The sequence below is a fragment of the Aeromonas sp. FDAARGOS 1414 genome (assembly GCF_019047065.1).
GTDB lineage: Bacteria > Pseudomonadota > Gammaproteobacteria > Enterobacterales > Aeromonadaceae > Aeromonas > Aeromonas veronii_A.
In genome coordinates this window covers 2,280,141-2,292,948 of the sequence record NZ_CP077210.1, presented here as the reverse complement: position 1 = coordinate 2,292,948, position 12,808 = coordinate 2,280,141, and the positions used below count along the sequence as shown (strand labels likewise).

At 59.7% G+C, this 12,808-nt stretch carries 12 protein-coding genes; 8 read left to right on the top strand and 4 right to left on the bottom strand.

The annotated features are described in order from the left end of the window. Window positions 1–154: 154 nt before the first annotated feature. A complete protein-coding gene (locus I6L44_RS10050; protein ID WP_005334402.1) occupies window positions 155–343 on the top strand; it encodes a hypothetical protein in 189 nt (62 codons plus the stop codon). A gap of 74 nt (window positions 344–417) precedes the next feature. Here I6L44_RS10050 and I6L44_RS10045 read toward each other — a convergent pair whose 3' ends face one another. From I6L44_RS10045 to I6L44_RS10035, 3 genes are all read right to left on the bottom strand, one after another. Beyond that, a complete protein-coding gene (locus I6L44_RS10045) occupies window positions 418–711 on the bottom strand; it encodes a hypothetical protein (RefSeq protein WP_088869480.1) in 294 nt (97 codons plus the stop codon). A 267-nt stretch (window positions 712–978) separates the two neighbouring features. Beyond that, complete coding sequence (locus I6L44_RS10040; RefSeq protein WP_216951720.1) at window positions 979–2,985, bottom strand: methyl-accepting chemotaxis protein; 2,007 nt, start codon at window positions 2,983–2,985, stop codon at window positions 979–981. A gap of 192 nt (window positions 2,986–3,177) precedes the next feature. After that, on the bottom strand, window positions 3,178–4,473 hold the full coding sequence (locus I6L44_RS10035; protein ID WP_021229327.1) for an amino acid permease: 1,296 nt from the start codon (window positions 4,471–4,473) through the stop codon (window positions 3,178–3,180). A 251-nt stretch (window positions 4,474–4,724) separates the two neighbouring features. Here I6L44_RS10035 and I6L44_RS10030 point away from each other — a divergent pair, with 251 nt between their 5' ends. From I6L44_RS10030 to I6L44_RS10005, 6 genes are all read left to right on the top strand, one after another. Beyond that, complete coding sequence (locus I6L44_RS10030) at window positions 4,725–5,108, top strand: Rid family detoxifying hydrolase (RefSeq protein ID WP_216951719.1); 384 nt, start codon at window positions 4,725–4,727, stop codon at window positions 5,106–5,108. A 22-nt stretch (window positions 5,109–5,130) separates the two neighbouring features. Further along, window positions 5,131–6,420, top strand: a complete 1,290-nt coding sequence (locus tag I6L44_RS10025; RefSeq protein WP_005299458.1) for a serine dehydratase subunit alpha family protein — start codon at window positions 5,131–5,133, stop codon at window positions 6,418–6,420. 58 nt (window positions 6,421–6,478) lie between these two features. Beyond that, on the top strand, window positions 6,479–7,132 hold the full coding sequence (locus tag I6L44_RS10020; RefSeq protein ID WP_216951718.1) for a transcriptional regulator: 654 nt from the start codon (window positions 6,479–6,481) through the stop codon (window positions 7,130–7,132). Between the two features lie 154 nt (window positions 7,133–7,286). Further along, the gene (locus tag I6L44_RS10015; RefSeq protein WP_216951717.1) at window positions 7,287–7,874 is read left to right on the top strand and encodes a histidine phosphatase family protein; all 588 of its coding nucleotides are present in this window, start codon (window positions 7,287–7,289) and stop codon (window positions 7,872–7,874) included. A 150-nt stretch (window positions 7,875–8,024) separates the two neighbouring features. Continuing rightward, window positions 8,025–9,218: an enoyl-ACP reductase FabV gene (gene fabV, locus I6L44_RS10010; protein WP_005361765.1), complete on the top strand. Its 1,194-nt coding sequence runs from the start codon at window positions 8,025–8,027 to the stop codon at window positions 9,216–9,218. A 162-nt stretch (window positions 9,219–9,380) separates the two neighbouring features. Next, entirely contained in the window at window positions 9,381–10,856 is a 1,476-nt protein-coding gene (locus I6L44_RS10005) for a YfcC family protein (protein WP_216951716.1), read from the top strand. Between the two features lie 63 nt (window positions 10,857–10,919). On the opposite strand, the gene I6L44_RS10000 is transcribed toward I6L44_RS10005, so the two are convergent. Then, window positions 10,920–12,134, bottom strand: coding sequence for a pyridoxal phosphate-dependent aminotransferase (locus I6L44_RS10000; RefSeq protein ID WP_042058000.1), 1,215 nt, complete (start codon window positions 12,132–12,134; stop codon window positions 10,920–10,922). Between the two features lie 381 nt (window positions 12,135–12,515). Here I6L44_RS10000 and I6L44_RS09995 point away from each other — a divergent pair, with 381 nt between their 5' ends. After that, the gene (locus tag I6L44_RS09995) at window positions 12,516–12,728 is read left to right on the top strand and encodes a DUF1653 domain-containing protein (RefSeq protein ID WP_005334366.1); all 213 of its coding nucleotides are present in this window, start codon (window positions 12,516–12,518) and stop codon (window positions 12,726–12,728) included. The last annotated feature ends 80 nt before the right edge of the window (window positions 12,729–12,808 follow it).

Here is a 12,808-nt window from a genome sequence, read left to right as displayed (position 1 = left end):
GATAACTATGGTGGCTCGGGGCATCCGCAGGCCACAGATCTGGCTGATATCTGTCCCTTTCAGTCGCTTCCCTTGATCTGCATCAAGCGTGAACCTCGGTGGTTATTTTACGGTCAGAAGTGATGTTGATGGGATGTAACAAAAGGATGTGTATATGGAACTGAAAAGGGACCCGAGATGCTATACCGACGTCTGTATCGACGGTAAGTGGTATCACTACGACCACTGCAGCACCAACGTCTACATGCTGATGGGAGGCGCCGCGCCGAGCCTTCAGCTGGCCTATGAGCCGAGCAGCGAAGAGGAGCTGATCGAGATGCTCCAGCAGCTGGGGCGCTTCTGACTTACCGAATTGATGTCTTGCCATATGGCCATCGGGCGCGTTGCCACGATGGCCACCACTCTTTACCGCTGCACCTAATCTCGGCGGGTTTTATTGCCAAATAACCCCTTGCCAATCTCCAGCATGGCGACGGCCGCGGCGTAGCTGCTATCGGACTTGCCTATCTCATCCGCCACATAGAGAAAATTGGATTGGTACTTCTCGACGGCCTCCCGTGGACTGGTCGCGTCAATAAAGTCCTCCTCCACCTCGAATCCTTGGGTCAGCAGTGCCGCCTTTTCACTCAGAAAAGTCGGAGATGCCATGTCGATAAAGGTGTATTGCTGCCGATTGGACGCCGGAATGGTAAAAAACTGGTATCTGGCCATGGGTAAATCCTCGCTTGAAGCGGGTGATAGATGACGTGACGCTGGTTTTAATCTGTGGCTCGCAGGTGGCTTGGTTTCCCTCGACATCATCGAGAGTGCGTGTCGGGAATGCCGCATTTTGTTTTCGTTCGAGACTACTTTGTTGGCGTTTGCCCGGCAAGTGGGAGCTGCGATTTTCTGAATGATCCGCTCAACCTAGATGTTGTCGGGAGATGCGAGACCGGGATAATGCCGGGCTCACGTTGAGCCCGGCTTGTCAGCGCTCTGTTACAGCACGAAGCTCTGTACCATGGCGCGCAGCTGTTCGGTGAGCTGGTGGATCTGGCGGGCGGCATCGCGGGCGGCGTTGGCCACTTGCAACGCCTCGTCGCTGCCATCGGAGATGCGCACCACGTTGCGTTCGATCTCGTTGACCACTGCGCCCTGCTGCTCGATGGCGCTGGCGATGATGGCGTTGGTATCGACCATTCGATCCACCTTCTCGGTGATGGCGCCAAAAGCCTGCTTTGCCTCCTGCGCCAGCCCGACCCCCTCCTGCGCTTCATGGCTGGCCGCCGACATGGCGGTGACCGAGGCGCGGGCGCCGGATTGCAGCTGTTCAATCATCTGCTGGATCTCGACGGTAGCCCCTTGGGTGCGGTTGGCAAGAGATCGCACCTCGTCGGCCACCACCGCAAAGCCGCGACCCTGCTCACCGGCCCGGGCCGCTTCGATGGCGGCGTTGAGGGCCAGCAGGTTGGTCTGTTCGGCGATGCCGCGGATCACGCTGATGACGCCGCCAATCTGGCTGCACTGCTGCTCCAGTTGGCCGATGGTGTCGGCGGTGCGCAGCACTTCGCGGTTGATATGGTCGATGGCCTTGATGGTGCGCTCCACCACATCCTCGCCCTGACCGACCACGTTCTGTGCCTCCTGGGTCATGCGGGCGGCTTGCAGGGCGTTGCCCGCCATGTCTTGTGAGGTGGCGGCCAGCTCCTTGATGGCGGTAGCGACCTGATGGGTCTCCCCTTGTTGATCGGCAATCACCTCCTGCGAGCGGCAGGTGCGCGCTTCGATCTCGGTGGCGCTCTCCACCACGGTGACGCCATTTTCCCGCACCCGCAGCATCAGGGTGCGCAGGGTCTCCAGGGTCACGTTGTAATCCCGGCTGATGGCCGCCAACTCGTCCTGACCAACGATCTCGATATGCTGGCTGAGATCCTGGGCGTTGACCCGGGCAGCGATATCACGCACCCGCCCTACGGTGTCGTGCAGGGAGAGATAGGCGCCGATCATCAGGTAGAGGTAGAGCAGCAAGCTGGCGGTCAGCGGCGCTGTGACCCACCAGAAGTGGCGTTGGTTGGCGGCTAGCCGCTGATGCAGGTCGGCCTCCAGCCGCTGGCGTACCTGGCCTGCCAGCGCGGTGATGGCCTCGTCCAGTTTATCCCCCAGTGCCTGCACCTCCTTGGTGGAGAGCTGTACCAGCTGATCCTTCATCATCTTGTTTTCCATGGTCTCGACCCCCTGACGCACCAGCTGTATCAGAGCATCGGTCTGCTGACCCAGCTCGGCGCGGTAGGCCGGTTCAATCTGGTAGAGCAGGGTCAGATCGGCCTCCAGCTCCTGCAGGGTGGCGCTGATAAGATCAAGACGAAAACGCAGGCCGCTGTAGCCCTCTGCCTGAAACAGGCCGAAATCGGCGATGGTGGCGGCGCGATCCCGCACCTGAGCCAGCAGGTCGCGCAGCTGCGGCAACCGCTCACTGGCGAGGATCACCATGTAGTAGGTACCGAGCGCCGGATCCTGGATCAGGCTGCTGCTGGCTGTGATGTGCTTGTAGAGGTGGCGCACCTCGGTCAGCAGCTTGTCGTGGCGCAGGTTGCTCTGCTCCACCTCCAGCTTGCCCGCTTCACTCTGCAGGGCGGCCCAGCCCTGCTGGATCACCTCAAAGGAGGGGTTGTTCTGGCGGGTGTCGGCAAAGGCTTGCAGGCTCTGATCAACGGCTTGTGCGGCAGCCTTGACCTGATCATCACCGACCGGATCCACCTCATGGGCGTGACGGGTCACCAGATTGCGATGGGTGATCAGGGCCTGCTCGATAGCGGGCACGGGGGCGAGATTGATCACTCCCGCCAGCTCGCGGTTGGCCTGGACGTTGTCATCCTGCAGCCGCCCCAGCAGATTGGCCATACTGTAGGCTAGTGGCAGCAGCATCAGGCAGGACCAGAGCAGGAATTTGTATTTGAAGGAGAGCTGATTGCCCAGCCGGATGGCGGGGTTGAAAATCCATTTCATGTTAAGCCTCGATACCTGAGTGCGGGCGTGAGTCGTGTTGCCTGAATAGTACTCCGAGCGGCCTCTCTTGGGTGATGGCCGGTTGCAAGTTGTGATCCCCTTGGCTTTTTACTTCCGGGCGGGGCGCCGTCAGCCGCACCAATAGAAAACGGGCCACCCGAAGGTGACCCGTGGTCGATAAGGGGAAACCGATCAGTTGAACGCCAGGAAGGGCGAGACACAGAGCAGCAGGCCGGTGACGATGATGATGTAGAGGGAGGTGCCCTTGTACTTGTGCAGCGCCGGCACCTGATAGACCAGATAGGCCGGGATGAGACAGCCCACCATGCCGAAGATGGGGCTGCAGATGGAGGTGAAGCTCAGTACAGGTGCGTTGAGCACGATGGCACCCCAGGAGAGCATGACGGTAAACACCATGATGCCCTTACCCACCAATCCCTTGTTGATGCGGTTTTCCGGCAGCACCCGGCGCAGCAGGTTCATCGCCAGACCCTGACAGGCTTCACGGAAACCGAGGTAAACGCCGAAGTAGGCGGTCATCACCGCGAAGATGTTGAGGGTGAGGCTCAGGAGCTTGAGGGTCTGGCCGGGCATCCCCTGCGCCACCATGGCCAGCGCAGAGATGTTCTCCTCGGAGGCTTTAACCGCCTGATCGTGGCCCATGGCAAGAGTGAAGGAGACCGCGTAGAAGAACACCACCACGAACAGGATGCCGAAGGCGATATTCATGGCGCGCATCGCCTTGAAGCGAGCCACTTCCAGCGACTTTTCCCTCGAGCGATAGGAGATCACCATGGGGCTCAGGCTCTGGATAAAGAGGATGGAGGTGAGGGTGAAGGGGAGCATGATGATGGCATCCTTCATCCAGTCACCGGCAGCGGGCATGGCGGTGATGTTGGCCGCATCCCACTTGTCCACCATCATCAGGCCGAGCACCGCCACCACGCTGATCTTGGTCAGCACCATAAAGGTGGAGATCTTGAACAGCAGGTTCTCGCCGCGCGAGGCCAGTGCCACCAGACCGCAGATCAGCACCAGACCGTAGAGCGGGTTTTCGGAGAGCAGGCCGTCGGTGACGCCGAAGCTCTGCAGGAAGGAGGCGCTGTCATTGGTGATGGCGGTGGAGTAGACGAAGACCCAGATCACCAGCATCACGAAGTAGAGGGCGCCGAGCAGCACACCCCAGTTCTTGCCAAGGTAGCCGGTGATGACGCTGGGGTAATCCTTGCACTCCGGCGAGGTGGCCAGGGTGTTGATAAAGAGGCGCTGGAACATATACATGGCGGGGTAGCCGATCACCGCCGAGAGCAGAAAGACCCACAAGCCCATCAGACCCACCTGTACCGGCAGGAAGACGATCCCTGCGCCGATGGCCATGCCGATGCTCATGATGATCCAGCCCCAGTCGGTGCTGTCGAAGCGAACCGCTTCTTTCCATTCCAGCGTGCCCATCACGGGGCTGGCGAGTGTAGTGCTATGCGCGTCCATTAAAACCTTCTTTTTTGTAGGGATGTGGGAAAGCGGCGCAAATATAGTTGAATGAAACTGTCATAAACAATGCCCATAAGAGTACTTTTGTTCAAATCAGGATGGTGATCACGGTTTATATTGAGGCCGAAAGGTGCCTTTAAACGCCATTTTTGTATCTTTTTGTTGAACGGATAAAATAAAAAGCAAATAATGTTGAACGGAATGAGATTCATGATTGCAAAAAAAATTGCACAAACAGGAGTGGCTATATGAAACGCATCATCACAGCAGCAGCGGCACCTGACGCTATCGGTCCCTACAGCCATGGCACAGCCTATGGCGACCTCATCTTTACCTCTGGCCAGCTGCCGGTGTGCAAACAGCAGGGCGGCGTGGTGGAAGGGGGCATCGAGGCCCAGAGCCGTCAGGCGCTGGAGAACCTCAAGCATGTCTTGGAGGCCGCTGGCGGCAACCTGGATACCGTGCTCAAGACCACCTGCTATCTCGCCGAGATCAGTGATTTTGCCGCGTTCAACGAGGTTTATAAACGCTATTTCCTGAAAGATTGTCCGGCCCGCAGCTGCTTTGCCGTGAAGGATCTGCCGATGGGTGTCAGGGTTGAAGTGGAAGCGATCGCTCACATCGCTGGTTAATGTTGATAGAAAGGGTGTTCTGATGAAGCAAGCGTGGCAGCAGTATCTGCAGATTATTCAACAGGTTGTCAAACCGGCGCTGGGTTGTACCGAGCCCATCGCCGCCGCTTATGCCGCCGCCGTCGCCGCCCGGCAACTGGGCTGCAAGCCCGTCCGGCTGGAGGTGGTGGTCTCGGACAACCTCTACAAGAACTCCATGGGGGTCTATGTACCGGGCACCGGCAAGATCGGGCTGGCCATTGCCGCTGCCGCCGGCGCCATCGGCGGCAACGCCGAGGCCGGGCTGGAGGTGCTGGCCGCCATCACGCCGGCTCAGGTTGCAGAGGCGCAGGCGTTGATCGATGCAGGCCAGGTGCAGGTGAGCCGCACCTCGGCCCCCGAGTTCATCTATTGCCGGGTCCGCTTGCTGGGCCTTGATGCAGAGGGCACCGAGCACAGCGCCGAGGTGACCCTGTGCGGCGGCCATACCCGCATCGTCGAGCAGCGCCGCAATGATGAAGTGACTTTCACGGCCGAGCAGGGCCAGGGCGGCGCCACCGGCGCCATCTGCGACGGGGTCGACATCAGCATCGCCGCCATTCATGAGTTCGCCACCCAGGTGGAGTTCGAGCAGATCCGCTTTATCCTGCAGGCCTCCGAGCTCAACGGCAAACTCTCCGACGAGGGGATGAACAACCCCTACGGCCTCGAGATCGGCCGCACCATGCAGCAGAACATCCAGGCCGGCCTCATCGGCGAGGACGTGATGAACCGCATCGTGATGCGCACCGCGGCGGCCTCCGATGCCCGCATGGGGGGCGCCAGCCTGCCGGCCATGAGCAACTTTGGCAGCGGCAACCAGGGCATCGCCGCCACCATCCCGGTGGTGGTCATCGCCGAGCGCTTTGGCGCCAGCGAAGAGCAGCTGGCCCGCGCCCTCATCATGAGCCACCTGGGGGCCATCTACATCAAGTCCCACTATCCGCCGCTGTCGGCCTTTTGTGGCAACACGGTCACCAGCGCGGCGGCCGCCATGGCCATGGTCTATCTGGCGGGCGGCAGTTTCGAGCAATCCTGCCACGCCATCCAGAACGTGCTGAGCGACAGCGCCGGCATGGTGTGCGATGGCGCCAAGGCCTCCTGCGCCATGAAGGTGAGCACCTCCTCCGGGGCGGCGGTGCGCGGCTTCCTGATGGCGCTCAACAGCCATGCTGTGTCGGGGCAGGGGATTGTGGCGGGCAACGTGGAGCAGACCATTCGCAACGTGGGCCAGATGGTCAAAGACGGCATGTCTGCCACAGACAGCACCATTATTGATATCATGTCCGCCTGAGTGTCCCTGTCGGCTGCCGCCCTTGCCCGGGTCGGCGGCCCTTTTATAAGGTTTCAATGTGAAGCTGCAAGAGCTGAGTCAGACCGATTTCGAGATCCTCAAGGCGATGGAGATCATCGTGGACGGCATCGCCGCCATGTATGGTCAGCACACCGAGGTGCTGCTGCACAGCCTGGATGCGCGCAATCCGTCGATCATCAAGATTGCCAACGGCCATATCACGGGGCGCAGCGTCGGAGCCCCCATCACCAACCTGGCGATGATGAAACTCAAGAGCGGGCAGGATATCTCCAGCCCCTACATGACCAAGTGCGCCACCGGCAAGACGCTGCGCTCGCTCACCACCGTCATTCGCAATGGCGAGGGGCAGGCCATCGGTCTGCTCTGCATCAACACCGACATGGACGCCCCGCTGCAATCCGTGCTGCGCACCATGATGCCGGAGTGCCTGCACGGCCACGATGGTCATGCCACCCCGGAGGTGTTTGCCCGCAACATCGACGAAGCGCTCAACAGCACTATCGACACCGTCAGTGCCGAGGTGCGTGGCAATGAGGCGGTGCCCCCGTCCCAGAAGACACGGGTCATCGTCAACCAGCTGCACGATATGGGGATCTTCGAGTTAAAAGACAGTGCCCAGATTGCGGCGCGCCAGCTCGGGATCTCGGTCCACTCTATCTACCGCTATCTGCGGGAGATCAAGAAGGGCTGAGCCGATACACTCTGGCCAAATTGGCAGCAAACGGGTCAGCCTTGACCCGTTTTTTACGCCTGCTTTAGCCTCTCTGTTTGGGCCATCCTTCGGGCTCATCTGCTATCATCTTCCCCCTTTGTTTTTCTATCTCTCTGAACGTGCTGGAGAAATCATGTCCCGACTCATCTATCTGCTGCGCCATGGCCAGACTCGCTTCAATGCCGAGCAGCGTCTGCAGGGGCGTTGCAACTCCGATCTGACCGACAAGGGTGAGGCGCAAGCTATTGCCATGGGGCGGCGGCTTGCCGACGAGTTGGCGGATCCCGCCCGCTGGACCGTCTATGCCAGCCCGCTCGGTCGCGCCCGTCAGACTGCGCTGCTGGTGTGCGAGCAGTTGGGGCTGACGGCGGATCGCATTGTCTGGGACGATCGCTTGATGGAGCTGGGGATGGGGGAGTGGGAGAGCTGCCAGATCCCGGCGCTGCGGCTCGCTCATCCCGAGCTCGATACCGGCAAGGGGGACTGGTATCTGCAGGCACCGGGGGCCGAGAGCTTCGAGAGTATTCAGCGCCGGGCGCACCTGTGGTTGCAGGATCCCGCGATCGCCGAGCGGGCCATCGTTATCTCCCACGGTCTGCTCGGTGCCATGTTGCGCGGCGTCTATGCCGATCTCGGCTATGAGGCGACCTGGTCACAGGAGTTGCCGCAAGATGCCTTCTATAAGCTGCAGGATGGCCACATTACCCGCATTGCCTGCTAGTTGCCGTGAGGTGGCACCATGGCATGGACCATGATGGCCACCTTCGGATGCCCATTTTTGCCGCAGTTCAACACATCAGAGCACCTTATCGCGGCAAGATGATGTATCTTATGCCCCGATTTCATCCATTAAACGGATCCGAGACCCCATATGATCATCAAACCCAAGGTTCGCGGCTTTATCTGCACCACCACTCATCCGGTCGGTTGTGAAGCCAATGTTCGTCGCCAGATTGCTTACACCAAGGCCAAGGGCACCATCGAGAATGGCCCCAAGAAGGTGCTGGTGATCGGCGCTTCCACCGGTTATGGCCTGGCCTCCCGGATTGCGGCTGCCTTCGGTAGCGGCGCCGCCACCCTCGGCGTCTTCTTTGAAAAAGCGGGCACCGAGTCCAAGACTGGTACCGCTGGCTGGTACAACTCTGCCGCCTTCGACAAGGCAGCCAAAGAGGCGGGCCTCTACGCCAAGAGCGTCAACGGCGATGCCTTTTCCAACGAGTGCCGCGCCAAGGTGATCGAGCTTATCAAGCAGGATCTGGGTCAAATCGATCTGGTTGTCTACTCCCTGGCCTCTCCGGTGCGCAAGATGCCGGAAACCGGCGAAGTGGTGCGCTCTGCCCTCAAACCGATCGGTGAGGTCTACACCACCACCGCCATCGATACCAACAAGGATCAGATCATCACCGCTACCGTCGAGCCGGCGAACGAGGAAGAGATCCAGAACACCATCACCGTCATGGGCGGTCAGGATTGGGAGCTGTGGATGGCTGCCCTGCGTGATGCCGGCGTGCTGGCTGACGGCGCCAAGTCCGTGGCCTACTCCTACATCGGTACCGATCTGACCTGGCCAATCTACTGGCATGGCACTCTGGGCCGCGCCAAGGAAGATCTGGACCGCGCCGCTGCCGCCATCCGTGGCGATCTGGCTGCCAAGGGCGGCACCGCTCACGTGGCCGTGCTCAAATCCGTGGTGACCCAGGCCTCTTCCGCCATTCCGGTGATGCCGCTCTATATCTCCATGGCTTTCAAGATCATGAAGGAGAAGGGCATTCACGAGGGTTGCATGGAGCAGGTAGATCGCATGATGCGCACCCGTCTCTACGCGTCCGACATGGCGCTGGACGATCAGGCTCGCATCCGCATGGATGACTGGGAACTGCGCGAAGACGTGCAGCAGACCTGCCGCGACCTGTGGCCGTCCATCACCAGCGAGAATCTCTCCGAGCTGACTGATTACACCGGCTACAAACAGGAGTTCCTGCGCCTGTTTGGTTTTGGTCTGGATGAGGTCGATTACGATGCGGATGTAAATCCGGACGTGAAATTCGACGTGGTCGAGCTCTGAGTCTGACTCAAGTGAAAATAGGGCCCCGCGGGGCCCTGTTTTTTTGGCAAAAATTCCGCTAGTTTGCGGAATTTTATTATCAGCGATCACCTTTTTCCCATATCAAACCCGCTAGTCTTGCGCTGATCGGATCACAGACGGCATTGCCGAGGTACGGAAGCTATGACCACTCCAAACGAGGCGCCCAAGAAGCGCCAACTTCCCACTGTCTATACCCTGCTTTTTATCATCATCGCCCTGATGGCCGCCCTCACCTGGGTGCTGCCAGCGGGCAAATATGACTATGTCACCGCCAAGACCCAGCAGCCGGTGGCGGCAGCGGCCGTGGCCGATTACAGCGGCGACGAGCGGCTGTTGCCGGTGCCTGGCAGCTACACCGAGTTACCCGCCCACCCGCAAGGGGTATTCGAGGTGCTCAAGGCCCCCATTCAGGGCTTTCACAAGGCGGCCGACGTGGCGCTGTTCGTGCTCATCATCGGCGGTTTTCTCGCGGTGACCATGCAAAGCGGTGCGCTCGATGCCGGGGTGGGGGCCATTGTGCGCGGCTTTGCCGGGCGTGAGCGGCTGCTAATTCCTGTGCTGATCGCCCTGTTTGCCCTCGGCGGCTCCACCTTCGGCATGGCGGAGGAGACGGTGGCCTTCTGGGCACTCATCGTGCCGGTGATGATGGCGGCGGGCTTCGATCGCATGGTGGCGGCAGGGATCATCCTGCTTGGCTCCGGGGTCGGGGTGCTCGCCTCCACCGTCAACCCGTTTGCCACCGGTATCGCCTCGGGCTTTGCCGGTATCCCCATCGGTGAGGGGATTGGCCTTAGGGTTGTGCAGTGGCTGCTGCTGGTGATCTTCGCCTCCTGGTTCGTGATGCGTTACGCCAAGCAGGTGCAGCAGGACAAGTCCCGCTCCGTGCTGGCCGATATTGTCTATGACGACGAGTTCTCCCAGATGAAGAGCTGCAACCTCGCCTTTACCGGAAAGCAGAAGCTCACCATGCTGGTCTTCTTCGGCACCTTCCTGCTGATGATCTATGCGGTGGTTCCCTGGTCGGATTTAGGGATCGACGTGCTGCCCACCTTTGGCTGGTGGTTTGACGAGCTCTCCACCCTGTTCTTCAGTGCCTCTATCCTGATTGCGCTGATCAACCGGATGCCGGAGTCCAACTATGTGGCGACTTTCCTGAGCGGCGCTCGGGATCTCATCGGGGTGGCACTGGTGGTGGCGGTGGCGCGCGGCATCTATGTGGTGATGGAGCAGGGCGTCATCATCGACACCATTTTGCACTGGGCCGAGGGGCTGGTAAGTGGACTGTCGTCGTCGGTATTCATCCTGATGGCCTATCTGGTGCACATCATTCTGAGCTTCTTCATCCCCTCCACCTCGGGGCTGGCGACTGTCTCCATGCCGCTGATGGGGCCGCTGGCTGACTTCTCCGGCATCTCGCGGGATCTGGTGATCACGGCCTATCAGTCTGCCTCCGGCTGGATCAACCTGTTTGCCCCCACCGCCGCCCATCTGGTGGCGGGGCTGGCGCTCGCCAAGATCCCCTACGATCGTTTCGTGCGCTGGGTGCTGCCCTTCATCATCGGGGTCGCTCTCATCACCATGGCGGTGCTGGTGGCTGGCGCCCTGCTGCACGGCTGATGGCGCGGATAAAACCACAGATAACCAAAAGGCTCCCGCGGGAGCCTTTTTCATGAGCCTTGCTTACTGCTTGTAGCCCTTGAGGAAGCGGGCGAGGCGACCGATGGCATCCTCCAGCTCCTCTTCGCGGGGCAGGAACACCAGCCGGAAGTGATCCGGCGCCGGCCAGTTGAAGCCGGTGCCCTGCACCAGTAGCAATTTTTCTTGCTGCAGCAGATCGAACACCATCTTCTGGTCGTCGCGGATGTCATACACCTTGGGGTCAAGGCGGGGGAACATGTAGAGCGCCCCCCTTGGTTTGACGCAGGATACCCCGGGGATCTCGTTCAAGAGCTCCCATGCCTTGTCCCGCTGCTTGCGCAGGCGGCCACCCGGCAGGATCAGCTCGTTGATGCTCTGGTAGCCGCCAAGCGCAGTCTGGATGGCGTGCTGCATCGGCACGTTGGCACACAGCCGCATGGAGGCCAGCATCTCCAGCCCTTCAATGTAACCGCGGGCACGGCCCTTGGGACCGGTGATGACCATCCAGCCCTGACGGAAGCCGCAGGCACGGTAGGCCTTGGAGAGGCCGTTGAAGGTCACCACCATCACATCGTCGCACAGGGTGCAGACGCTGGTGTGGGAGATATCGTCGTAGAGGATCTTGTCGTAGATCTCGTCGGCGAAGATGATGAGGTTGTGCTGGCGGGCGATCTCGATCACTTCCAGCAGGAACTCGCTGCCGTAGACAGCACCGGTCGGGTTGTTGGGGTTGATCAGCACCAGGCCGCGGGTGCGCGGGGTAATGCGGGCGCGGATATCGTCGAGATCCGGATACCAGTCAGCCCCCTCGTCGCAGCGGTAGTGCACTGCATGGCCACCGGAGAGGGTGACGGCGGCGGTCCAGAGCGGATAGTCAGGGGAGGGCACCAGCATCTCGTCGCCATTGTTGAGCAGCGCCTGCATCGCCATCACGATCAGCTCGCTGGCGCCATTGCCGATGTAGATGTCGTCGATATCGACCTTGCGCATCCCTTTTTGCTGGTAGTACTGCATCACCGCTTTACGGGCAGAGAAGAGCCCCTTGGAGTCGCAGTAGCCCTGGCTCAGCGGCATGTTGAGGATCACATCCTTGATGATCTCTTCTGGCGCATCAAAGCCGAACGGGGCCGGGTTGCCGATGTTGAGCTTGAGAATGCGGTGGCCTTCGTCTTCGAGACGGCGAGCCTCTTTATGCACCGGGCCGCGGATGTCATAGCAGACATCGTCGAGCTTGTGCGACTTGTCGATTGTGAACATGGTGAGTGTGATTCCTTCCCCACAGGGACGCGTTGGCGAAAAAGGCGATTTTTAGTATCAAATTTCTTTTCCCCTATTCTTCACAGAATTGAATGCTAGAACAATCCTCTTTTTAGAAGAATTCCCTGATTTTTAGCCCTAAAACAGGGTTGCTAGAACGTTAAATTCAGCACAATCTTTGGTGCCAACCAAGGTTAACTAGTGAAACATGGGGAACGAATTAACAAAGCTGCTTGACTGTGTTGCAATATCCGGATCCTGTGGCACGATTGGCTTGTGTAAAAAATCGTCTTTGTCCCCCTTTTCGATGAGTTGACTGGCACTCATGGTGTCATCTTTATGTGGTTCGCTCATCGGTGTTCACTTCTGCGAGGTTTTCCCATGCAAGCACCCGTTCCAGGCCGCTATCGCCACTTCAAGGGGGGTTACTATCAAGTGCTTGCCCTGGCTTTGCATACCGAAACCCAGGAGCAGCTGGTCATTTATCAATCCGAGCAGGATGGTCAGGTCTATGCCCGTCCCGTCGCCATGTTTATGGAGTGGATTGAGCATCAGGGGCAGGTTGTCAGCCGTTTTGCCCCTGCAGGAGACTGACCACGCCTCCGTTTTTATCGTTCAAGGGATGAGCACTCGAGCTAAATGGTGTCACAAGTTGTCGCATGACGCCCTTGGGC

Coding starts and splice junctions, on each gene's coding strand:
- fabV (WP_005361765.1), top strand. CDS start 8,025: ATGATCATCAAACCCAAGGTTCGCGGCTTTATCTGCACCACCACTCAT.
- I6L44_RS10045 (WP_088869480.1), bottom strand. CDS start 711: ATGGCCAGATACCAGTTTTTTACCATTCCGGCGTCCAATCGGCAGCAA.
- I6L44_RS10035 (WP_021229327.1), bottom strand. CDS start 4,473: ATGGACGCGCATAGCACTACACTCGCCAGCCCCGTGATGGGCACGCTG.
- I6L44_RS10050 (WP_005334402.1), top strand. CDS start 155: ATGGAACTGAAAAGGGACCCGAGATGCTATACCGACGTCTGTATCGAC.
- I6L44_RS10040 (WP_216951720.1), bottom strand. CDS start 2,985: ATGAAATGGATTTTCAACCCCGCCATCCGGCTGGGCAATCAGCTCTCC.
- I6L44_RS10000 (WP_042058000.1), bottom strand. CDS start 12,134: ATGTTCACAATCGACAAGTCGCACAAGCTCGACGATGTCTGCTATGAC.
- I6L44_RS09995 (WP_005334366.1), top strand. CDS start 12,516: ATGCAAGCACCCGTTCCAGGCCGCTATCGCCACTTCAAGGGGGGTTAC.
- I6L44_RS10005 (WP_216951716.1), top strand. CDS start 9,381: ATGACCACTCCAAACGAGGCGCCCAAGAAGCGCCAACTTCCCACTGTC.
- I6L44_RS10025 (WP_005299458.1), top strand. CDS start 5,131: ATGAAGCAAGCGTGGCAGCAGTATCTGCAGATTATTCAACAGGTTGTC.
- I6L44_RS10030 (WP_216951719.1), top strand. CDS start 4,725: ATGAAACGCATCATCACAGCAGCAGCGGCACCTGACGCTATCGGTCCC.
- I6L44_RS10015 (WP_216951717.1), top strand. CDS start 7,287: ATGTCCCGACTCATCTATCTGCTGCGCCATGGCCAGACTCGCTTCAAT.